This is a genomic window from Polaribacter huanghezhanensis, assembly GCF_030444335.1.
In the GTDB taxonomy this organism is placed as follows: Bacteria; Bacteroidota; Bacteroidia; order Flavobacteriales; family Flavobacteriaceae; genus Polaribacter; species Polaribacter huanghezhanensis.
Genome location: NZ_CP128595.1, coordinates 1,594,839 through 1,617,313, shown reverse-complemented (window position 1 = coordinate 1,617,313; position 22,475 = coordinate 1,594,839). Strand labels below are relative to the sequence as shown.

General features: G+C 33.3%; 16 protein-coding genes and 2 tRNA genes. 13 read left to right on the top strand and 5 right to left on the bottom strand.

Annotation, left to right across the window (positions count from 1 at the left end; all coding sequences use genetic code 11):
* Window positions 1-4 precede the first annotated feature (4 nt).
* The 3 genes from KCTC32516_RS07665 to KCTC32516_RS07655 all read left to right on the top strand — a co-directional run bounded on the left by KCTC32516_RS07665 (window position 5) and on the right by KCTC32516_RS07655 (window position 5,627).
* The gene (locus KCTC32516_RS07665; protein ID WP_301399834.1) at window positions 5-2,410 is read left to right on the top strand and encodes a 3-hydroxyacyl-CoA dehydrogenase/enoyl-CoA hydratase family protein; all 2,406 of its coding nucleotides are present in this window, start codon (window positions 5-7) and stop codon (window positions 2,408-2,410) included.
* 76 nt (window positions 2,411-2,486) lie between these two features.
* Window positions 2,487-3,677: an acetyl-CoA C-acyltransferase gene (locus KCTC32516_RS07660; protein ID WP_301399833.1), complete on the top strand. Its 1,191-nt coding sequence runs from the start codon at window positions 2,487-2,489 to the stop codon at window positions 3,675-3,677.
* Window positions 3,678-3,818: 141 nt separating this feature from the next.
* Entirely contained in the window at window positions 3,819-5,627 is a 1,809-nt protein-coding gene (locus KCTC32516_RS07655; RefSeq protein ID WP_301399832.1) for an acyl-CoA dehydrogenase FadE, read from the top strand.
* Window positions 5,628-5,774: 147 nt separating this feature from the next.
* On the opposite strand, the gene trxB is transcribed toward KCTC32516_RS07655, so the two are convergent.
* Together trxB and KCTC32516_RS07645 are read right to left on the bottom strand one after the other, a co-directional pair.
* On the bottom strand, window positions 5,775-6,713 hold the full coding sequence (trxB, locus tag KCTC32516_RS07650) for a thioredoxin-disulfide reductase (RefSeq protein ID WP_301399831.1): 939 nt from the start codon (window positions 6,711-6,713) through the stop codon (window positions 5,775-5,777).
* A gap of 109 nt (window positions 6,714-6,822) precedes the next feature.
* Window positions 6,823-7,929 carry a PQQ-dependent sugar dehydrogenase gene (locus KCTC32516_RS07645; RefSeq protein WP_301399830.1) on the bottom strand — a complete coding sequence of 369 codons (1,107 nt, stop codon included), beginning with the start codon at window positions 7,927-7,929 and terminating at the stop codon, window positions 6,823-6,825.
* 127 nt (window positions 7,930-8,056) lie between these two features.
* Between KCTC32516_RS07645 and KCTC32516_RS07640 the strand changes: the two genes are divergently transcribed.
* Window positions 8,057-8,131, top strand: a tRNA-Pro gene (locus KCTC32516_RS07640).
* Between the two features lie 50 nt (window positions 8,132-8,181).
* Entirely contained in the window at window positions 8,182-8,427 is a 246-nt protein-coding gene (locus KCTC32516_RS07635; RefSeq protein WP_301399829.1) for a GIY-YIG nuclease family protein, read from the top strand.
* Between the two features lie 651 nt (window positions 8,428-9,078).
* On the opposite strand, the gene KCTC32516_RS07630 is transcribed toward KCTC32516_RS07635, so the two are convergent.
* Both KCTC32516_RS07630 and KCTC32516_RS07625 read right to left on the bottom strand, forming a co-directional pair.
* Window positions 9,079-10,152 carry an ice-binding family protein gene (locus tag KCTC32516_RS07630; RefSeq protein WP_301399828.1) on the bottom strand — a complete coding sequence of 358 codons (1,074 nt, stop codon included), beginning with the start codon at window positions 10,150-10,152 and terminating at the stop codon, window positions 9,079-9,081.
* Between the two features lie 433 nt (window positions 10,153-10,585).
* Window positions 10,586-14,203: a PAS domain S-box protein gene (locus KCTC32516_RS07625; RefSeq protein ID WP_301399827.1), complete on the bottom strand. Its 3,618-nt coding sequence runs from the start codon at window positions 14,201-14,203 to the stop codon at window positions 10,586-10,588.
* A 289-nt stretch (window positions 14,204-14,492) separates the two neighbouring features.
* On the opposite strand from KCTC32516_RS07625, the gene KCTC32516_RS07620 reads away from it, so the two are divergent.
* The 8 genes from KCTC32516_RS07620 to KCTC32516_RS07585 all read left to right on the top strand — a co-directional run bounded on the left by KCTC32516_RS07620 (window position 14,493) and on the right by KCTC32516_RS07585 (window position 21,929).
* Window positions 14,493-14,566: transfer RNA gene (locus KCTC32516_RS07620), tRNA-Thr, on the top strand.
* 102 nt (window positions 14,567-14,668) lie between these two features.
* Window positions 14,669-15,274 (top strand): uridine kinase, encoded by a 606-nt coding sequence (gene udk, locus KCTC32516_RS07615; RefSeq protein ID WP_301399826.1) that lies wholly within the window; start codon window positions 14,669-14,671, stop codon window positions 15,272-15,274.
* On the top strand, window positions 15,274-15,591 hold the full coding sequence (locus KCTC32516_RS07610) for an FtsB family cell division protein (RefSeq protein ID WP_301399825.1): 318 nt from the start codon (window positions 15,274-15,276) through the stop codon (window positions 15,589-15,591). The genes udk and KCTC32516_RS07610 overlap by 1 nt, the downstream gene beginning before the upstream one ends.
* A complete protein-coding gene (locus tag KCTC32516_RS07605) occupies window positions 15,591-16,940 on the top strand; it encodes a methylmalonyl-CoA mutase subunit beta (protein WP_301399824.1) in 1,350 nt (449 codons plus the stop codon). Before KCTC32516_RS07610 ends, KCTC32516_RS07605 begins: the two co-directional genes overlap by 1 nt.
* A 10-nt stretch (window positions 16,941-16,950) precedes the next feature.
* Entirely contained in the window at window positions 16,951-17,256 is a 306-nt protein-coding gene (locus KCTC32516_RS07600; protein ID WP_301399823.1) for a hypothetical protein, read from the top strand.
* Between the two features lie 11 nt (window positions 17,257-17,267).
* Window positions 17,268-19,361 (top strand): methylmalonyl-CoA mutase, encoded by a 2,094-nt coding sequence (gene scpA, locus KCTC32516_RS07595; protein ID WP_301399822.1) that lies wholly within the window; start codon window positions 17,268-17,270, stop codon window positions 19,359-19,361.
* Window positions 19,362-19,601: 240 nt separating this feature from the next.
* Window positions 19,602-21,446, top strand: a complete 1,845-nt coding sequence (locus tag KCTC32516_RS07590) for a PLP-dependent aminotransferase family protein (protein WP_301399821.1) — start codon at window positions 19,602-19,604, stop codon at window positions 21,444-21,446.
* Between the two features lie 6 nt (window positions 21,447-21,452).
* Window positions 21,453-21,929 carry a GyrI-like domain-containing protein gene (locus KCTC32516_RS07585; protein ID WP_301399820.1) on the top strand — a complete coding sequence of 159 codons (477 nt, stop codon included), beginning with the start codon at window positions 21,453-21,455 and terminating at the stop codon, window positions 21,927-21,929.
* A 71-nt stretch (window positions 21,930-22,000) separates the two neighbouring features.
* Here the strand turns inward: KCTC32516_RS07585 and KCTC32516_RS07580 are convergent, their stop codons facing one another.
* Window positions 22,001-22,456, bottom strand: coding sequence for a DUF4442 domain-containing protein (locus KCTC32516_RS07580; RefSeq protein WP_301399819.1), 456 nt, complete (start codon window positions 22,454-22,456; stop codon window positions 22,001-22,003).
* Window positions 22,457-22,475 lie beyond the last annotated feature (19 nt).

Below are 22,475 nucleotides of genomic sequence, written 5' to 3'. Positions count from 1 at the left end.
ACAAATGACTAGAAGAATTAAAAAAGTAGCAGTTATTGGCTCTGGAATAATGGGAAGCGGAATTGCTTGTCATTTTGCCAATATTGGTGTTGAAGTGCTTTTATTAGACATTGTTCCTAGAGAACTCAATGATAAAGAAAAAGCAAAAGGACTTACTTTAGAAGACAAAGTTGTTCGAAATCGCTTGGTAAATGATGCATTAACAACTTCGTTAAAATCGAAACCTTCTCCGATTTATTCTCAAGCATTTGCTGATAGAATTACCACAGGAAATATAGATGACGATTTACATTTGATAAAAGATGTAGATTGGGTAATGGAAGTTGTTGTTGAACGTTTAGATATCAAACAACAAGTTTTTGAAAAAATTGAAGAATTTAGAACCCCTGGAACCATTATCTCTTCAAATACATCTGGAATTCCAATTCATTTTATGAACAAAGGAAGAAGTGATGATTTTCAGCAACATTTTGCGGTAACACACTTTTTTAATCCACCTAGATATTTAAAATTGTTTGAAGTTGTTCCTGGTCCAAATTGTAAACCAGAAGTAACTGATTTCTTACTAGATTACGGTTCTAAGTTCTTAGGAAAAACTTCGGTTTTAGCAAAAGATACGCCCGCTTTTATTGGAAATAGAATTGGAATTTTCGGAATTCAGTCTTTATTTCATCAAGTAAAAGAATTGGGGTTAACTGTTGAAGAAGTTGACAAATTAACGGGTCCTGTAATTGGTAGACCAAAATCTGCAACCTTCAGAACCGTTGATGTTGTTGGATTAGACACCTTGGTTCATGTGGCAAACGGAATTTATGAAAACTGTCCTGATGATGAAGCGCATAATTTGTTTAAACTGCCTGGTTTCATCAACACTATGATGGAAAATAAATGGTTAGGAAGTAAAACAGGTCAAGGTTTTTACAAAAAATCTGTGGATGCAAATGGGAATAAAGAAATCTTAACGTTAGATTTAGATACCTTAGAATACAGAGCAAGTAAAAGAGCAAAGTTTGCAACTTTAGAGTTGACAAAAACAATCGATAAACCGATTGATAGATTTAAAGTATTGGTTAGTGGTAAAGACAAAGCTGGGGAATTTTATAGAAAAAATTTCTCGGCAATGTTTGAATATGTTTCTAACCGTATTCCAGAAATTTCTGACGAAGTTTACAGAATTGATGATGCAATGAAAGCCGGATTTGGATGGGAAAATGGACCATTCGAAATTTGGGATGCAATTGGTGTAGAAAAAGGAATTGAAATTATGAAAGCAGAAGGTAAAACTCCTGCTGCTTGGGTTACAGAAATGTTCGCAAATGGTTCAACTTCATTTTATACTGTAAAAGAAGGTGCTACTTTTTATTATGGTATCCCTGAAAAAGCACAAACTAAAAAACCTGGGCAAGATTCATTTATCATTTTAGATAATATCAGAAAATCGAACGAAGTGTTTAAAAATTCTGGCGTTGTGATTGAAGATTTAGGAAATGGAATTTTAAACTGTGAATTCCAATCTAAAATGAACACCATTGGTGGTGATGTGTTAGCAGGAATCAACAAAGCGATTGATTTAGCAGAAAAAGATTTTCAAGGATTAGTTGTCGGAAATCAAGCACCAAATTTCTCTGTCGGAGCAAATATTGGAATGATTTTTATGATGGCTGTTGAGCAAGAATATGATGAGCTAAACATGGCTATCAAATATTTTCAAGATACCATGATGCGCATGCGTTATTCTTCAATTCCAACCATCTCTGCTCCTCACGGAATGGCTTTAGGTGGTGGGTGTGAAATTTCAATGCACGCAGATAAAGTAGTTGCAGCTGCAGAAACCTATATTGGATTGGTAGAATTTGGAGTTGGTGTAATTCCTGGTGGTGGTGGATCAAAAGAAATGGCTTTAAGAGCCCAAGATTTATTCCACAAAGGTGATGTACAATTAAATGTATTGCAAGAATATTTCTTAACAATCGGAATGGCAAAAGTTGCAACTTCTGCTTATGAAGCTTTCGATTTAGGAATTTTACAAAAAGGAAAAGACGTTGTTGTTGTAAATAAAGAGCGTCAAATTGCCGAAGCTAAAAAACACGCAATTTTATTAGCAGAAGCCGGATATACTCAACCAATGAAACGAAAAGATGTATTGGTTCTTGGTAAACAAGCATTGGGAATGTTCTTAGTAGGAACAGATTCTATGGAAGCAAGTAAATACATTTCAGAACACGATCAGAAAATTGCCAATAAATTAGCCTATGTAATGGCTGGTGGAGATTTATCTGAACCAACAAGAGTAACAGAACAATATTTATTAGATCTAGAACGTGAAGCTTTCTTAAGTCTTTGTACAGAAAAGAAAACATTAGAACGTATACAACACATGTTAAAAACAGGAAAACCATTACGTAATTAGATAATTAGACTATTGGAATTCTAGATTATTAGACTTCCAAAAATCGAAAAATCTAATTATCTAAAAATCGAAAATTATGAAAACAGCATATATAGTAAAAGCATACAGAACAGCAGTTGGAAAAGCTCCAAAAGGTGTATTCCGTTTTAAAAGAACAGATGAATTGGCTGCAGAAACCATCAAATACATGATGGATGAATTACCAAACTTTGACAAGAAACGTATTGACGATGTGATTGTTGGTAATGCAATGCCAGAAGGTTCTCAAGGGTTAAATATGGCTCGTTTAATTTCTTTAATGGGATTAAACATAGTTGATGTTCCTGGAGTTACCGTAAATCGTTTTTGTTCTTCTGGTGTAGAAACTATTGCAATGGCAACAGCTAAGATTCAAGCCGGAATGGCAGATTGTATCATTGCTGGTGGAGCAGAAAGCATGAGCGCAGTACCGATGACCGGGTTTAAACCAGAATTGAATTACGAATTAGTAAAATCTGGTTATGAAGAATATTATTGGGGAATGGGAAATACTGCAGAAGCAGTAGCAAATCAATTTAAAGTTTCTAGAGAAGATCAAGATGAATTTGCTTACAATTCTCATTTAAAAGCGTTAAAAGCACAAGCAGAAAATCGTTTTCAAGATCAAATTGTCCCTATCAATGTAGCACAAACTTATGTTGATGAGAATGGTAAAAAAGCAACAAGATCATATACCGTTACAAAAGATGAAGGACCAAGAGCAGGAACAAGCAAAGAAGCGTTAGCAAAGCTAAGAGCTGTATTTGCTCAAGGCGGAAGTGTAACTGCTGGTAATTCTTCTCAAATGAGTGATGGCGCCGCGTTTGTGTTAATTATGAGTGAAAAAATGGTGAAAGAATTAAACATTGAACCGATTGCGCGTATGGTAAATTATGCTGCTGCCGGCGTTGAGCCAAGAATCATGGGAATGGGCCCAGTTGCTGCAATTCCGAAAGCATTAAAACAAGCAGGTTTAAAACAAAGTGACATTGAATTAATCGAATTGAATGAAGCTTTTGCCTCTCAATCTTTAGCTGTAATGAGAGAATTAGGGCTAAATCAAGAGATCGTAAATGTAAATGGTGGAGCGATTGCTTTAGGGCATCCTTTAGGGTGTACAGGAGGAAAATTATCTGTGCAATTATTTGATGAAATGCGCAAAAGAGATATGTCTGGAAAATACGGAATGGTTACCATGTGTGTTGGAACCGGACAAGGTGCTGCAGGAATTTATGAGTTTTTGAAATAATAAAATCCCATCTAAATCTTCCCAAAGGGAAGACTTAGAAGACTTAGAGTATTTGAATAAAAATATATAATTAAAATAAAATATAACTTAAAATAACCCGGACAAGTTCCCTTTCCTTCGGAAAGGGTTAGGGATAGGAAAATGGAAACAACAAATAAAGAATTACTAAGAGGAGGACAATTCCTTGTCAAAGAAACAAACTGTGAAGATGTGTTTACTCCAGAAGATTTTACGGAAGAGCAAACCATGATGAAAGAAGCTGTGATGGAGTTTAACGAACGTGAAATTATTCCTCACAAAGCAAGATTTGAAGCAAAAAAGTATGCATTGACTGAAGAAGTAATGCGTAAAGCTGGTGAATTAGGTTTTCTAGGTGTTGCTGTTCCTGAAGCTTATGGTGGATTAGGAATGAGTTTTGTTTCTACCATGTTAACGTGTGATTATATTTCAAGCGGAACAGGTTCTTTTAGTACAGCTTTTGGTGCTCATACAGGTATTGGAACAATGCCTATTACATTATACGGAACTGAAGAGCAAAAACAAAAATACGTACCTAAATTAGCTACCGGAGAATGGTTTGGCTCGTATTGTTTAACTGAACCCGGAGCTGGTTCTGATGCAAACTCTGGAAAAACAACTGCTACTTTATCAGAAGACGGAAAAAGTTATAAAATTAACGGTGCTAAAATGTGGATTTCAAACGCAGGTTTCTGTAGTTTGATGATTGTATTTGCGCGTATCGAAAAAGATAAAAATATTACTGGATTTATTGTTGAATATGATGGAGAAAATCCAAACGGAATTACTTTAGGAGAAGAAGAACACAAATTAGGAATTAGAGCTTCTTCAACACGTCAAGTATTTTTTAGTGATACCGTTGTTCCTGCAGAAAATATGTTAGCAGGACGTGGAGAAGGTTTTAAAATTGCCATGAATGCCCTAAATGTTGGCAGAATTAAATTAGCTGCTGCTTGTTTAGATTCGCAACGTCGCATCACAACAACTGCTATAAACTATGCCAATGAGCGCAAACAATTTAACACAGCAATTGCTGATTTTGGAGCTATAAAAATAAAATTGGCCGAAATGGCGACCAATGCCTATGTTAGCGAATCGGCAACTTACAGAGCTGCAAAAAATATTGAAGATCGTATTGCAATGCGTGTTGCTGCAGGAAATTCGCATCAGGAGGCAGAACTTAAAGGTGTTGAAGAATATGCAATTGAATGTTCTATTCTAAAAGTTGCGGTTTCTGAAGATGTACAGAATTGTGCAGACGAAGGTATCCAGATTTTTGGCGGTATGGGATTCTCAGAAGATACACCAATGGAAGCCGCTTGGAGAGATGCCCGAATTGCTCGTATTTATGAAGGGACTAACGAAATTAACCGAATGTTATCTGTTGGAATGTTGGTGAAAAAAGCGATGAAAGGTCATGTAGATTTATTAGGTCCAGCTCAAGCGGTTCAAGAAGAACTCATGGGAATTCCTTCTTTTGATACACCAGATTACTCTGAGCTATTTGCTGAAGAAAAAGAAATGATTGCTAAACTTAAGAAAGTCTTTCTTATGGTTGCAGGAGCTGCTGTGCAAAAATTTGGCCCAGATCTGGAAGCTCACCAACAATTACTTATTGCTGCTTCTGATATATTAATTGAGATTTATATGGCAGAATCTGCTATACTAAGAACAGAAAAGAACGCAAAACGCTTTGGTGAAAATGCACAAACGGTACAAATTGCTATGGCAAAATTATACTTATATAATGCCGTTTCAATAGTAGAAAAAAATGGAAAAGAAAGTATTATTTCTTTTGCTGAAGGTGATGAGCAACGTATGTTACTTATGGGTCTTAAACGTTTTGTAAAATATGTAAACTATCCAGATATTGTAGATTTACGTATTGCTATTGCAGAAAAAGTAAAATCAGAAAACAAATATTGTTTCTAAAAATATTTAAAATTTTCTTAAACTTTTATAAGTTTTAGAATTTAGTTGTTTGTTAAAGACCGTTAAAAAATTAACGGTCTTTTTAATACAAAAAACACAGATTATAGATATAAATCCTCTTTTCTATACTTTATGTTTAAACATTTTTTATTCTAAAGCACCTAAATAACGTTCGGCATCTAAAGCTGCCATACAACCTGATCCTGCTGCAGTTACTGCTTGTCTGTATTCTTTATCTTGAATATCACCAGCAGCAAAAACGCCTGGTAAATTTGTCTTTGTAGATTTTCCTTTCGTTATTAAATAACCTACTTCATCCATGTCTAAAACACCTTTAAACAAATCTGAATTTGGTTTGTGCCCAATGGCAATAAAAACTCCAGTAACATCAATAGTATGCTTCTCTTTTGTTTGATTATTTACAACTCTAACACCTTCTACAACATTATCTCCAAGAACCTCATCTAATTCAGAATTATATATAACTTCAATGTTTGCCGTTTTGTTAACTCGATGTTGCATTGCTTTTGAAGCTCTCATAAAATCTTTACGCACTAACACGGTAACTTTCTTACAAATATTTGCTAAATACGTCGCTTCTTCTGCTGCTGTATCTCCTGCTCCAACAACAACTACATCTTGCCCTTTGTAAAAGAAACCATCACAGGTTGCACAAGCAGAAACTCCACCGCCAATTAAACGTTGTTCACTTTCTATGCCTAAATATTTAGCAGTTGCTCCTGTTGATATAATTATTGTATTTGCTTCAATTTCTATTGATTCATCCACAATAATCTTGTGAATTCCACCAACTTGTTCATTCAATTCAACTTTGGTGACCATTCCAAAACGCACTTCTGTTCCAAAACGTTCTGCTTGTTTTTGCAAATCATTCATCATTGCAGTTCCGTCTGTTCCGTTTGGATAACCAGGGTAATTATCTACTTCTGTGGTTGTCGTTAATTGACCGCCCATTTGCATTCCTGTGTACATTACTGGTTTCATATCTGCTCTTGCTGCATAAATTGCTGCTGTATATCCTGCTGGACCTGAACCGATAATTAAACATTTAATTCTTTCTGCCATTGTTGTTTTAATTTTATAATTGCAAATGTATTTTTTTTAAACTATTTCTTGAAGAATATGATATGATAAATTAAAATAGTTTTATAACAAAAACCAATCGTGCTTCAAATTAGTTCTTTGGAAGTATTCTAACAATCCCTAATTGCTCAATTCCTGCGTACAAATAACCATCATTTCCTTGTTCTACAGAACGAACCCTACCCAAGCCTTCCAATATTTTTTCTTCTTTGAGTACTTTTCCATTTTTTAAAGTGCAATTAGAAATGTATTGAAATTTTAAAGAACCAACTAATAAATTGCCTTTCCAACCTGGATATTTATCAGAGTTTACAAAAGCCATTCCGCTTGGCGCAATTGACGGTGTCCATTGATGCAACGGTTGTTCCATTCCTGGTAAAGCGGTTTTATCTGTAAATTTTGTACCGCTATAATTGATTCCGTAACTTATTGTTGGCCAGCCATAATTTTTTCCTTTTTTAATGATATTAATTTCATCTCCGCCTCTTGGTCCGTGTTCGTGCGTCCAAATTTCTCCCGTAAACGGATTTATTTCCATTCCTTGCGGATTCCGATGTCCGAAACTATAAATTGCAGTTTTCGCGTTTTTCACATTTACAAACGGATTGTCTTTTGGAATCTTACCATCATCATGCAAACGATAAACCTTACCACAATCTCTTGTAATATCTTGCGGATTTTCATCTCTATTTCCTCTATCACCAACACTAAAATACACATACCCTTTTTTATCAAAAGCAATTCGAGAACCAAAATGCTGTCCTCTTTTAGAATTCGGACTTGCCTTGTATAAAACTTCTTGGTTGATTAATTTAGAATTGTTTAATCTTGCACGCATCAACGTTGTGTTTGCTCCTTTAGAGTTTCCTGATGCATAAGAAAGATAAATCCAACCATTTTTTTTATAATTTGGATGCAATTCTATATCCATCAAACCACCTTGACCTTGTTCTTTAATTTTTGGCAATCCAGTAATATCTGTTTTTTTGCCTTTTATAAAGTGAATTAACTTTCCTTCTTTTTCTGTTATCAGCATCGAATTATCTGGCAAGAAAGTAAATCCCCACGGAATTGATAAATCTGCAACAACCAATTCGTATTCTTTACTTTTTTGCAATTCTCCTTTGTTTTGTTTGATAAAACTAAGCAGTAAAACACACATTAGTAGTATTCCAAAAATTGATTTTAAATTCTTCATCTTGTTCCTTATTTTTAAAACAGAATTGCTTTACAATATAGAAATAATATAGTATGTTTGCAATCCGAAATTAATAGTATATTAAAGTGTTTCTATTTTGATACAATTTACACTAAATTTCATATTTCGGGGTGTAGCGTAGCCCGGTCATCGCGCCTCGTTTGGGACGAGGAGGTCGCAGGTTCGAATCCTGCCACCCCGACTAAAAGTTGAATATTTAATTTATATTCAACTTTTTCTTATTTTAGAAGAATGTTTACTGTCTATATTCTTTTTTCTATTCAACTCCAAAAACACTATGTTGGTTATACTTGCAAAGATGTAAAAGAAAGACTTCAAGAACACTTATTTAATCACAAAGGATTTACAGCAAAAGTAAAAGACTGGAATATCATTTATCAAACTAATTTTTCTTCAAAACCTGAAGCAATTGCATTTGAAAGAAAAATTAAAAAACGTGGAGCTAAAAGATATATGAACGACATCGCGTCACGCTAAAAGCGTGAAGATCGCAGGTTCGAATCCTGCCACCCCGACAATAAAAGCTTTGCAATTTTTGCAGAGCTTTTTTTATGAACTTGTTTGAGCAAGCTCAAAAACAACAGCATAAAAAAAGAAAATGACCCAAGAGAGTGATAGCTTTTATTAGCAACAAACCCTAAATCAGGATGAACGAAGTTAATCCTGCCACCCCGACGAACCTAGAAATAAGAAGTATCAAAGCATTATTAATTGTATGATTATAGTGTCTTTGTTTTATTATATTACACCACTAATTGATGATTTTTTATTCTTTGGAGTTTGTATAAAAACTACAGTGATGAATGAAAGCAAACTAAAAGTACTGTGCGTGGTGTAGTTTTTTGAATACATATTCTAAATATTAAAAAACAGGTAATCAATTTACATAATTTTCACCAGCCAAACAACTTATTATATATGGGTTGTATTTACTCAAGGCAGTATAAATTTTTATAGTTCTAAAATAATTTAGATAACAACCTAAAATTCGTTTTCGTTGCATTCTCTGAATCTTTTTTAATTTCTAAATTCTAAGAAAGCTTAAAAAAAAACAAAAAAGACAGGGATTAATCCCTGTCTTTTTTGTACTCAAATAATATGCTATAATAAGTTAAATTCATTAAGGTTTTAGTTTGGACCCACAACAGTGTTGATGTCAAGAATAACTGCAGTTCCTGCTAAAGCTCGGCCTTTAAAAGTAGCACCTGTTTTAAATGTGATTCCTGTCCATGATAATAAAACACCTTCAAAATGTGACGTGGCTCCAAAAACTGCTTCACCAGCTACTTGCCAAAAAATGTTTTTAGCTTGTGCACCACCTTCAAGTGTAATATTTACATCCGCACTCATAACAAGATCTCCAGATATTTGAAAAATCCATACGTCGTTAGCGCCGCCTGAAATAGTAACATTTGTTGGTAATGTAACTGAACTTGTGAATTTATACAACCCAGGAGTCAGTGTTTTACCACCAAGATTTCCTGTTCCAAGGTTAAGGAAATCAGGTGTTGGACGACCAGCGGCATCATTGTATGCAGATATCATATCTTGAACTGCTGTTGTTAGATTACCTGAAGTAGGTGTAGCCATATCTGCTGCATATATTTTTCCTGTAATCTGTGCAGATGTTGCATACCCAGTGAAATTTGTCAATGAAAGTCCTGTTATATAAGATGTTGCTGCCGGACTTAATCCTAAATCTCCAGTAATATTTGAAGTAGGGCTGTTGTTGATTGCTGTTTTGGCAAGAATCACATAATTTACTGATGATTTAAGATTTACTACCGCTTGAGCTGCAGAAGCACTTTTAGTTGTGAAACTCCATTTTTTTTCAGCAGCAATAGGGGTGCCCGCTATATCTTTTGTGCCCGTTGTAATTAAAACGTCATATTTTGCACCAGCTGCCAAGGCATTTGTTGGTGTAAATGTTGCGATTTTCGCTGAATAACTTACCACACCAGGTACTACCGTAGTTCCTTGTTTCACCACAAATGTTGTAGTATTAATTGTTGCTTCATCCATGTTTTTGGTGAAAGTAACTGAAATGCTAGCTGAACGGCCTACGTTTGTTGTATTGTCTGCTGGGGCGGTAGTAGTTATCGCAGGTGGCGTAAGTACAATACTAGTGTCATCTTGTGAACATCCCGAAATTAAGACTACAGATGCAAAAGCAAGTGCTGTTAAAAATTTTTTAGTTTTCATAATGTTAAAAGTTAAGTTCATAATTCTTTTTTTTTGTGATTATATTTTCACATTACAAAGGTGATGACACATGGGGGCTAATGTATTACACAATTTTAAAGAAGACTTGTATAATTCATAGGTTTTGACTTTTAAGCTAAAAAATATTTAGAGTTTTCATGAAAAGATAATTAATAATTATACTAATTAAAATATGATTATATATCATTGAATAATCCTAGAATTTTAAAAGCAACTCAAAATGTTGTTTTTAAATAGTTCTTCTTGATTTTAATAAACCAGACTAAATTAAAAGTGCTTAAAACACTGAAATATAATCAGTTGTAATTTTATAAAAATCCTTCCACACCGACTAAATCTTAAAAAAGCAAATAAAAAAACTGATAACCATCTGATTATCAGTTTTTTTATTTGCTTTTTTTGTTTTATGTGTTTATTTTTGGGGTTTGACCAAAAATTCTATAATAGCCTTTTTTATTGTCTCTAAAATTACAGGTTTGGTAATATAATCGTCCATTCCATTTTCTAAACTGCGTTCTTTTTCTCCCTTTACAGTTCTTGCTGTTAAAGCAATAATAGGTATATGTTCTTTTCCTTTTTCCATCTTTCTTATTTGTTCAGTAGCTTCAAAACCACTCATATTTGGCATTTGTATATCCATAAAAATAAGATCTATCTCTTTTATTTCATAAAACCTAACAGCTTCAAGTCCGTCATTTGCCTCATAAATGGTTGCTTTGGGAAGAATTTTCTGTATAATGACTTTAGATAAAAATTTATTTACTGGATTATCTTCTGCTACCAATATATTAAAGGATCGTTGGGATAAATCTACACCTTCAACGTCAGACTCTTCCTGTTTAACTTTTATTAATGGGTCATCAATTTTCCCAATCAATTCAAATAAAGTATTCATTTGAATAGGTTTAACCACATTAAATTGCACGTCAAGATCCTTACATACTTTATGTATTTTTTTATCATCTCCAGAACTGTGTAATAAGATTATCGGAAGGTCTACAGAAGTCAGTGACATTTTCTCCCTAAAATGCCTAATTAATTCCAAACCATCTATATGTGGCATGTGGTAATCTATTATTGCCAAATCAAAAGGATTTTCCTTCTCCAAAAATTCAATGGCATCTACACCATTGGCAAACAATGTTGAATCAATTTTATCAATAGCCAACATGTTCTCTAGAATAGTACGATTATTGAAATTATCATCAATAATCAAAATATTTTTAATGCTTTTTGACCTCCTAACTTTATGGTTTTCTTCTTTTTCGATTTCAAAACTCACCGTAAATGAAAAGGTACTACCAACGCTTAATTTACTTTCTACGACTAGTTGACTATTCATCAGTTGAAGCAATTTATTGCTAATTGTTAAACCTAAACCGGTTCCTCCATATTTTCTAGTGGTCGACGCATCTTCTTGGTCAAACGCAGTAAATATTTTCTTTAAATTCTTCGGAGCAATACCCACACCTGTATCCCTAATAGAGAATTTGTAAAGCATCTCTTTTTTGTTGTTTGGATTTGGCTTCGACCTTATTTTTAACTCAATTTCCCCTGTTTCGGTGAATTTCACAGCATTGCCCAGCAAATTAGTGAGGACTTGGCGTAAACGCACTGAATCCGCTTGTATAAACCTATTTGTATTTGGGGGTATATTTAGTAGCACTTCCAATCCTTTTTCATGTGCTTGATGTCTAATTATATCAATTGTCTGCCCACAAAGCTTCACTAAGTCAGTTCTTCCTATACTTATTTCTAATTTACCCGCTTCGATTTTTGAAAAATCAAGTATGTCACTCAATAAATCCAACAAGACATTTGCTGAATTATATACCGTATGCATGTATTTTTTTTGGATGTCAGAAAGTTTGGTCCTCATTAATAAATCGGTAAAACCTATCACACCGTTTAACGGCGTTCTTATCTCATGGCTCATATTTGCCAAGAATTCAGATTTGGATTTGCTGGCCGCTTCTGCTTTGAGTTTTGCCTTAACCAAAGAGATTTCCATTTCCTTTAATTTGGATATATCTGTAGCTACACCTAAATAACCGGTTATTTCCCCTTCGGCGTTTTTGATAGCTGTAACGACTAATTGTACAGGGAATCTTTTTCCATTTTTACGGATATAAGTCCACTCGCTTGAGTCGTGTTCCCCAAAGTTCGCTTTGTGTATAAATACATTGAAGCCTGTAATCTCTTTTTTATATTTATTTGACAGTTCCAAGCCTTTTTTTGCTACTTCTGTAGGATCGTGCAATACTCCTACATTAAGCGACCCCACTACATCATCTGCCTTATACCCCAAAAGATTTTCAGCTCCTTTATTAAATTTACGAGCAATACCGTTTAAATCTGTTTCTATTATAGATACATGTGTAGTTGCGGCAAGAAGATTTTGCAGATCATTTAACGTCTCTTTTAATTCCCTCTCCGACTTTATACTTTCAGTCATATCCACAACTTGACCGATTAACGAAGTAGGCTTGCCATATTTATCGGTTAATAAAGAAACATTTAAGAAACAATATACTATTTTTCCATTTTTATGAATATATCTCTTTTTAACACTGTACGACTCGCGTTTTTGACTTATTAACTCACGTAAAAACTCCGTATCATTATATAAATCATCCTTATGGGTTATCTCTTTTGACCTTAGGAGTAAAAGTTCTTCTTTACTGTACCCGATCATCTGAGACAGGTTTTTGTTAATCATTAGCCATTTTCCGCTTATAGAAACAACTCCCATTCCGTTGGGGGAATATTCAAAAGCATTCATAAACTTATTAGAATTTTCCAATGCAAGATGCTCCAGCTCCTTTCTTTTAGTAATATCCTCTACCTGTGTAATAATAAGATCTTCAGAACCACTATGCCCACGCACCATGGCCGAACTTGTGGCACACCATATCATTTTCCCTTTAGCTGTAGAATATCTCGCTTCAGTCTTATAACTACTAATTTTTCCTGCAAGAAGTTTTTGTCGATTTAATATTGCTTTTTCCACATAATCGGAATGCAACAAATCCCTAAAAGTCAAATTCAGAATCTTTTCTTTATCTGATTTTTTAAACTCAAAAATTTCATAAATAGCCTGATTGACCATTATAACCTTATTATCTGTATTTACAAGTAACATTCCGATGGAAGAATTCGTGAAAATTTTCTCGAAATGTTCCTTGGTTTCCTTCATCTGAAGCTCTCGTTTCTTCTTGTCGTTAATATCCTGAAAGGCTCCATATATTCTGACGCATTTTCCTTCTTCAAATTCAGGTTTACCAAAGGATCTTACCCATATTTCGTTCCCTTTTGCGGTTACGATTTTTAGCTCTGTATCAAAAGGAGTACCTTTTTCTACGGCATCATTAACCAATTTGGTTATCAGATCTCGGTAATGGCCTTCTTTATAAAAATTGATCCCGGTAGCCAAATCGGGATTGTAAGTTTGCTCCACCTCATGAATATCTTTTGTTACTTTAGTCCAATTAACAGAACCTGCCACCAAATCAACTTCCCATCCACCTACTCTTGCAATTTCATTCGTTTCATCATATATTTTCTGTAGTTTTTCTAAAGCAAGGGTTTTTTTCTTTAAATCAAGGGTTTGATTTTCAAAAATGTCAGGGTTTAAAAACTTTATGATGAGCCCTTTCTTACTCCCAGATTCTTCTAAAATGGTTTTTCCTATAGCCCGTAGAACTATAGTTTCATTCTGATAATTCTTAAATTGAAAAAGAGCGTCAAAATTTCCTGAAACACTTTTTTGACAAGAACGCACCTGCTTCTCTATTTTTTTCTTTTCTTTTGGAGTTAAAATATCAGTAAATGACACTGAAGGTCCTTGAACTTTAAGAGGAGGATGTTTTAGTGTTTTTTTAAAAGCATCATTTATAAAAAATTCATCAGGGTTCTTAAAATTACAATACCATACGCCATAAAGTATATCCTCTGTTAACCAAACATATAAGTGTGGATGCTCTTGAAGCAATTTTTGAAACTCTTTTTTTAGGGTAAGATGCTTATTCATAAGTAAGATTCTAATTAGAGTCAAACCTCTTCATAATTTATTAAATTACGATGACAGAGTCAGACTTAGGCTACAAAATAGGATTATTTTGCAACATAATTATATGTTTTGTTCTTTTTTTTAAAAAAATACAATTCATTTTACAGATAAAATTAGACGTATTTGATTCATAAAAAACGAACACACTACTACCCTTAACACATTGTTTTTAAAAATAAAAAAAAAATAAAAAATAGTTTGTCAATATCAGAAATGATAATATATTTGCCACGCTTAAAAATAAGCAAAAGCCGATGTAGCTCAGCTGGCTAGAGCAGCTGATTTGTAATCAGCAGGTCGGGGGTTCGAGTCCCTTCATCGGCTCTTTAAAGCCCTTTCGAAAGAAAGGGCTTTTTTTATGCTTTAACTTGAACGAATTTTCATTAAATTTGTTCACAATTATCACATATAAACAACCTTATCATTATGCTTATAATTGGAATTGCTGGAGGAACAGGAAGTGGAAAAACTACTGTTGTCAATAAAATAATAAAAGAGCTTCCTACCGATGAGGTTTGTGTAATATCACAAGATTCTTATTATAAAGCTACCTATAATTTAAGCTACGAAGAACGAACAAAAATAAATTTTGATCATCCTAGGGCAATCGATTTCGAACTAATTATTGAGCATTTAAAAAAATTGAAAACTGGAAAAACTATTAATCAACCCGTATATTCTTTTGTTACGCACAATAGAACAACAGATGTTATAAAAACACATCCAAGAAAAGTAGTTATTGTTGAAGGTATTTTAATTTTTAATAACGAAGAATTAAGAAATCTTTTTGATATTAAAATCTTTGTGCACGCAGATACAGATGAGCGGTTAATCAGAAGAGTTCGTAGAGATATTAATGAACGTGGTAGAGATATTAACGAAGTTTTAAGTCGATATCAAGACACTTTAAAACCAATGCATCAACAGTTTATTGAGCCAACAAAAAATTATGCAGATATTATAATCCCTAACGACAGACATAATAATGTTGCCATAGATATAGTTAGAACTGTAATTAGCAATAAACTATAATGACTTTTAAGCAGTTTAAACGAAATAAGTTTGTTCGGTTTTTTACCAATAGATATATAATTATACTAATTGTATTTATTGTTTGGATGTTATTTTTTGATGAAAATTCTTATCTTGTACACAGAGAGTTCAATAAAGAAATTGACGAATTAGAAACTGCTATCGATTTTTACAAGAAAAAGATAGAAGAAGATAAATTGACTATAAAAAACTTAGATGATTCTTTACAAATAGAACGGTTTGCTCGAGAGCAATATTTGATGAAGAAAGAAAATGAAGACATTTATATTATAGAATTTGATACCATAAAAAAATAATGAACTCAACGTTATTTAAACATTTTAATACCACTTCTGCTGCAGCTTGGAAACAAAAAATCCAAGTTGATTTAAAAGGTGCAGATTATAACGATACGCTTTTATGGAAAACTGATGAAGATATTGTTGTAAAACCTTTTTACACAAAAGAAGACAGAAAAAATAGTATATCAACAGAAGCTAAATTCAATTGCAATATTTCTCAATCTATTTTTATTAATGACGAAAAAATAGCCAATTATATTGCGTTAAACGCTTTAGAAAAAGGCGCAAATGCAATCGAATTTATTGCCGATAAAACCTTTGATTACAAAACTGTTCTTAAAAAAATTGATGCAAAACAAACGACACTTTATTTTCGGTTTCATTTTTTAGACGCTGCATTTATTAATGAAGTTTCTAAATTTGTCGATTCTAAAAATTGCTTTATACAGATTGATATCATCAATAATTTAGCACAAAACGGCAATTGGTTTAGCAATTTAAAAGTAGATCATTTAGCGTTTGAAAATGTTGTAAATTCTTGTACTAATTCTGTTGGTATTGACGCTACTTTATATCAAAATGCTGGAGCAACAATTACACAACAATTAGCATATGCATTAGCACATGCAAACGAATATCTAAATCATTTTGGAAAAGAGATCGCTCATAAATTTCATTTTAACTTTGCGACTGGAAGTAATTATTTTTTCGAAATTGCTAAAATAAAAGCCTTTAGAATTCTTTGGAAATCGCTTTTAAACGAGTATGATGTTTCAGCAACAAACGCACATATTTTTGCACAACCAACAGTGCGGAATAAAACAATTTACGATTATAATGTAAATATGTTAAGAACAACATCAGAATGTATGAGTGCAATTTTAGGTGGCGCAAATACAATTAATAATGTATCTTACGATAGTGTTTTTCATAAAAAAAATGAATTTGGAGAACGAATTGCAAGAAATCAATTGCTGATTTTACAACAAGAAAGTTATTTTGAAAATGCAAATACTTTTGCAAACGGCTCGTATTATATAGAAAGCATCACCAATCAATTAGCAGAAAAAGCATTACAAATATTTAAAGATATTGAAAAATCTGGCGGCTTTTTAAAACAATTAAAACAAGGTGTTATCCAACGAAAAATTACCGAAAGTGCCATCAAAGAACAGGGGAAGTTTGACAAGAAGGAAATCGTTTTATTAGGCACAAATAAACAAGCGAATAAAGATGATTTGATGAAAAATGAAATTGAAATTTACCCGTTTGTAAAAACAAACCCAATCAAAACATTAGTATCTCCCGTAATAAAAAGACGCTTATCTGAAGCTATTGAAAAAAATAGAATAAACTCAGAATAAAACTATTACTATGGAAAAAGAAAAGATTGTAATTGAGTACGAAACAAAACAACGTGTACTAAAAAAGCGTGTCAAAAAAATAAAAAGAAAAACACCATACTCTATTTTTATTTTTTTTGCAATAGCGCTTGTATTTTTACTAGATGGAAAGCTAGATAAGTTCTTAGGGAATAGTTATAATTTAATCCCTATTATTAGCGCTTTTTTTGTCTTAACAACAGCTATTTACATCGTTATGATTACTCTTAAAATAAAAGACATCAATAAAGAAGTTAAATCTTTAGGAGAAAAAATGTATAAAAAAATGAAGTTATAAGTTCTTATAAAATGAGTAGAAAAAATCTTCAAAACATTTCTTTATCAACTCCTAAAAATCAAGATGAAAATACTTTTTTTCATGAAGATTTTGTTGCTGGAATTCCGCCTTTTTTACGCGGACCATATTCTACAATGTATGTTCGCAGACCTTGGACGATTAGACAATATGCTGGTTTTTCTACCGCAGAAGAAAGCAATGCTTTTTATAGAAGAAACTTAGAAGCTGGCCAAAAAGGATTGTCTGTTGCTTTTGATTTGGCAACACATAGAGGTTATGATTCAGATCATGAACGCGTTGAAGGCGATGTTGGAAAAGCTGGAGTTGCCATTGATTCTGTTGAGGATATGAAAATTTTATTTGACCAAATTCCGTTAGATAAAATGTCGGTTTCTATGACAATGAACGGAGCAGTTTTACCTATTTTGGCCTTTTATATTGTTGCTGCAGAAGAGCAAGGAGTTGCTCCAGAAAATCTTTCTGGAACAATCCAGAATGATATTCTAAAAGAATTTATGGTGCGTAATACCTACATTTATCCACCAACGCCATCCATGAGAATTATTGCTGATATTTTTAAATATTCAAGTAATAAAATGCCAAAATTTAATTCTATTTCCATTTCTGGGTATCATATGCAAGAGGCTGGAGCAACTGCAGAAATTGAGTTGGCTTATACGCTAGCAGACGGATTAGAATACATCAAAAAAGGAATTGAAGCCGGAATGGATATTGACAGCTTCGCTCCTCGCCTATCTTTTTTCTGGGCCATTGGAATGGATCATTTTAGAGAAATTGCAAAAATGCGTGCAGCAAGAATGTTGTGGGCAAAAATCGTTCAAGAATTTAATCCGAAGAATCAAAAATCGTTAGCATTAAGAACACATTGTCAAACGAGTGGTTGGTCTTTAACAGAGCAAGATCCGTTTAATAATGTTGCCAGAACAACTATTGAAGCAATGGCAGCTGCCTTTGGTGGCACGCAAAGCTTACATACAAATGCGTTGGATGAAGCCATCGCTTTGCCAACAGATTTTTCTGCTAGAATTGCAAGAAACACACAAATATATTTACAAGAAGAAACCAATATTACTAAAACGGTTGATCCTTGGGCAGGGAGTTATCATGTTGAAAAACTAACAGAAGATATTGCCAATAAAGCGTGGGAGCTAATCAAAGAAGTGGAAGAATTGGGCGGAATGACCAAAGCTATTGAAAAGGGAATTCCGAAAATGCGTATTGAAGAAGCTGCTGCAATTAAACAAGCAAAAATTGATAGCGGAAAAGATATAATTGTTGGCGTAAATAAATACCAATTAAAAGAAGAAGATCCTTTACATATTTTAGAAGTTGATAATGAAGCGGTTCGTTTGTCACAGATTGAAAGATTAAACAAACTAAAATCTGAAAGAAATACTACCGAAGTTGAAAAATCTTTGTTAGCTTTGACTGAAGCTGCAAAATTTAGTTCTAATTCAAAAAATCCTGATATTCATCAGGATAAAAATTTGTTAGAATTAGCAATTATTGCTGCAAGAAATAGAGCAACATTAGGCGAAATTTCTGATGCTTTAGAAGAAATATTCGGAAGACATAAAGCAGTTCATAAAACCATTTCTGGCGTGTATAGTAAAGAAATAAAAGAAGACAAAACCTTTAAAAAAGCAACTAAGTTAGCAGATAAGTTTGCCAAATTAGAAGGAAGACGTCCAAGGATAATGATTGCCAAGCTAGGACAGGATGGTCATGACAGAGGCGCTAAAGTGGTGGCAACAGGTTATGCCGATTTAGGTTTTGACGTAGATATTGGTCCGTTATTTCAAACGCCGAAAGAAGCGGTAAAACAAGCCGTAGAAAATGACGTGCATATTTTAGGAATTTCTTCGTTAGCAGCTGGACATAAAACGCTGGTTCCGCAAGTAATTCAAGAATTAAAAAAATACGGACGTGAAGATATTATGGTGATTGTTGGTGGCGTAATTCCTGCACAAGACTATCAATTTTTATTTGACGCTGGCGCCGTTGGTGTTTTTGGTCCAGGCACAAAAATTGCACAAGCCGCTATTGATATGTTGACGATTTTAATTGACTCTATAACGGAATAGTTTAACTTGTTTCTAAACTTATTTTAAAAAAAATTTACAAACTAAATGATTGTCATAAAAAGATAAAATTAAGACGCTTACACCTCTTAATTTCCTCATTCAAATTCCTGACAAAAACCCTCACAAATTTTATTCGAATCTATTAAAGAATAATTCTCCATCAAACACATAAAACATCTTGCATCACTTTTAAAGCACTAAGATTTAACGTAAATTGCCCTCCGAAATTAAGACAGGATTATGGAAGACACTAAAAGAATCAATTATATAAAAGATGTTTTAGAAAATATGCCAACAGATTGGCTAAACCTAACAACGCATCAACTAGATATTTATAATGAAAAATTGGCGAAAACGCAATTTTTAGATCAGTTTGAAACCTTGTTTCACAACAACAATGCTACGTCTTCTGCATTGAGCAAATTGCCAACCGCGTACGATTATATTCGATTAGGACATCCATTATCTTGTGTGTTAGAATGGTCAATTGCAAATTTACATCAGTTAACATCTGAAAGCGTGATTAGTTTTTCTTCACAAACAGTTCCTGTTTTGGCAATTCTAAGAAAAAATCTATTAGAAAATAAAAAAACGCAAATTGTTTATACAGACAAACTACCAGCAACTTTTGATGCTGACATTATAAAAAGTGTGTATGGGTATCAATTTGAATTGAAGAAGGTTGAAAATGAATCAACCATTTCTACATTTGACGGAAGTACTATTTTTATTTCAGAACACCATCAAATTTCTACAACAACACGGTCTAAAAATATCGATTTTTACATCAATTTACACAACGGATTAGGAAGTGTTTTATTGGTAAATGGTGAAGAAAACAAGAATTACATTTCAGAAATTCAACATGTTAGAAGAAGAGAAACCATTGCGATGACGCCAGCAAATTCTTTGGTTGCTTTAAAATCGTTGACAGAAAATATTGCAATTGCTATTCAAAACAGTGATGTAGCAACAAACAAAAAACGTGTTACAGATGCTATAAAAAGCATTACAGGTTCTAACACAAAAGCATTGGTTGGCTCAAGCGGATTGTCTGTTCAGTATGCAATTATGATGGGATTAATTGATGATGCTTTAGAAAATCACCCAGGAAAAGCAATCAAATTTATTGTTCCACCAAATTGTTACGGAGGCACTAACGACCAAGCAAGACGCGTTGCTGCTTGTTTAGAAAATGTAGCAGTGGTAGATTTACCTGTTGATGGCGATAACGATATGGTACAAAGTATTGATGCCGTTTTAACTAAAATTGCTAGTGAAGATGCAATTCCTTTTATCATTGCAGAAATTCCTACAAATCCAAGAGTTGAAGTTCCGGATTTGATTCAATTAAAAAATGTTTTAAGTGAAGAACGTACAACTTCAACAGGCAAAATTGCGGTTGATCCAGTTTTTATTTTAGATCAAACATTTTGTCCGAATGTACATTTCTTAGGCGAAGGAGAAATCCTATCAACCGTTAGAACGATTTCATATGCAAGCGGATCTAAATTTCCGAGTGGCGGAAAATGTACAGCTGGTTATGTAATCGGAAATACAAAAACAACTGCGTTGTTAGATAAAATAGAACTGCATTTAACTTTGTGTGATAACGAAGCAACGGCGCTTCAGTATGAAATATTAGCAACACAATTGCCATCAATGAAGCAACGAATTAGCGATGCGTATAAAAACACACGAGAATTTGTAAACTTTATCCACGAAACATTACCAGAAGCAAAAATAAATTTTGTTTCAGAAGAGTTGGCAACACAAGGATTTACACCTTCTGTGTTTTCATTAGACCTACCTACAAAAGGAACTACTGCCGAAGAAAAAGAAACCTATAAACGCGCATTGAATCTTCAATTAATCAATTTAATGATTGCTAAAATTCCGAATGAAAGCAAGTATTGTGTAAGTTATGGTCAGTTAAAAGGGTGTTATTGGACGATTCCTGCAACCTCAACACAAGGAACTACAAAAGAAGGCGATAAAGATTATATTATCCGTACAGCGCTTTCTCCGAATATGGATTTAGAATTGCACAAAAAAGTCTTTTTAGATTTTGTAAAAACTATTTAAAAGGAAATGAAACCTAGAATAGAAAAGTTATCCAAAAAAAAATTAGTTGGTTTGCATACATCAATGTCGTTAGTTGATAATAAAACCGGCGAGCTTTGGAAAAGTTTTATGCAAAGGCGTAGAGAAATTACCAATAATGTATCTACCGATTTGATGAGCATGCAAGTGTACAGTCCAACACATTTTGAAACTTCTAATCCTAGTGCTGTTTTCGAAAAATGGGCAACAACAGAAGTTTCTGATTTTGATACCATTCCAAACGGCATGGAAAAATTTGTCTTAACTGCTGGACTTTACGCTGTTTTTGATCATAAAGGGTCTAGTTTAGACACAAGTATTTTTGAATATATTTTTAGAACTTGGTTGCCAAGTTCAGAGTACTTTTTAGACAACAGACCACATTTTGAAGTATTGGGGAAAAATTATAAAAATGCCGATTCTAACTCTGAAGAAGAAATTTGGGTTCCAATAAAAGCTAAATAATTATACGTATTTAAAATCGGTTTTCATCGTAACTAAACACTGCTAACCGATAATTGATAACTGATAATTAATCAAAGTTTCACTTTAAGACTCCATTCGTACACAAACTGAGAAACTACATCTCCAGATGTGTCAATTCCTGCTGCCGTTAAATGAATAACTTGTCCTTCACCTGTTTCAATTGATTTCTGAATTGCATCTTTTATCAAGTTTCCATCTTCACATGTAAAGTTGATTCTACCAGTCGCTTTTTTTGTGAAACGACCTTCTTGATGCGTCACCAACATCGATATTTTTCTGTTTGATTTTCTTATTTCCTCAATCATTAAAACTCCAGTAGCAAATTCTGAAGCCATTCCTTGCACTGCCCAATACAACGATTTAAACGGATTCTGATTGACCCATCGGTGTTTTACTTTTACAACTGCTTTTGTATCAGAAATTGACACGACTCTAACACCACAGAAAAATGCTGATGGCAATTTAAATAGCATGTATAAATTGATTTTACGAGGTGTAATTTTCATGTTCTAGCTGTTTTTTTGA

What these genes read in the sequence shown, in the direction of transcription:
- KCTC32516_RS07655 (WP_301399832.1), top strand. Translation starts at nt 3,819, where the DNA reads ATGGAAACAACAAATAAAGAATTACTAAGAGGAGGACAATTCCTTGTC.
- KCTC32516_RS07580 (WP_301399819.1), bottom strand. Translation starts at nt 22,456, where the DNA reads ATGAAAATTACACCTCGTAAAATCAATTTATACATGCTATTTAAATTG.
- KCTC32516_RS07610 (WP_301399825.1), top strand. Translation starts at nt 15,274, where the DNA reads ATGACTTTTAAGCAGTTTAAACGAAATAAGTTTGTTCGGTTTTTTACC.
- udk (WP_301399826.1), top strand. Translation starts at nt 14,669, where the DNA reads ATGCTTATAATTGGAATTGCTGGAGGAACAGGAAGTGGAAAAACTACT.
- KCTC32516_RS07585 (WP_301399820.1), top strand. Translation starts at nt 21,453, where the DNA reads ATGAAACCTAGAATAGAAAAGTTATCCAAAAAAAAATTAGTTGGTTTG.
- scpA (WP_301399822.1), top strand. Translation starts at nt 17,268, where the DNA reads ATGAGTAGAAAAAATCTTCAAAACATTTCTTTATCAACTCCTAAAAAT.
- KCTC32516_RS07645 (WP_301399830.1), bottom strand. Translation starts at nt 7,929, where the DNA reads ATGAAGAATTTAAAATCAATTTTTGGAATACTACTAATGTGTGTTTTA.
- KCTC32516_RS07660 (WP_301399833.1), top strand. Translation starts at nt 2,487, where the DNA reads ATGAAAACAGCATATATAGTAAAAGCATACAGAACAGCAGTTGGAAAA.
- KCTC32516_RS07625 (WP_301399827.1), bottom strand. Translation starts at nt 14,203, where the DNA reads ATGAATAAGCATCTTACCCTAAAAAAAGAGTTTCAAAAATTGCTTCAA.
- KCTC32516_RS07635 (WP_301399829.1), top strand. Translation starts at nt 8,182, where the DNA reads ATGTTTACTGTCTATATTCTTTTTTCTATTCAACTCCAAAAACACTAT.
- KCTC32516_RS07590 (WP_301399821.1), top strand. Translation starts at nt 19,602, where the DNA reads ATGGAAGACACTAAAAGAATCAATTATATAAAAGATGTTTTAGAAAAT.
- trxB (WP_301399831.1), bottom strand. Translation starts at nt 6,713, where the DNA reads ATGGCAGAAAGAATTAAATGTTTAATTATCGGTTCAGGTCCAGCAGGA.
- KCTC32516_RS07665 (WP_301399834.1), top strand. Translation starts at nt 5, where the DNA reads ATGACTAGAAGAATTAAAAAAGTAGCAGTTATTGGCTCTGGAATAATG.
- KCTC32516_RS07600 (WP_301399823.1), top strand. Translation starts at nt 16,951, where the DNA reads ATGGAAAAAGAAAAGATTGTAATTGAGTACGAAACAAAACAACGTGTA.
- KCTC32516_RS07630 (WP_301399828.1), bottom strand. Translation starts at nt 10,152, where the DNA reads ATGAAAACTAAAAAATTTTTAACAGCACTTGCTTTTGCATCTGTAGTC.
- KCTC32516_RS07605 (WP_301399824.1), top strand. Translation starts at nt 15,591, where the DNA reads ATGAACTCAACGTTATTTAAACATTTTAATACCACTTCTGCTGCAGCT.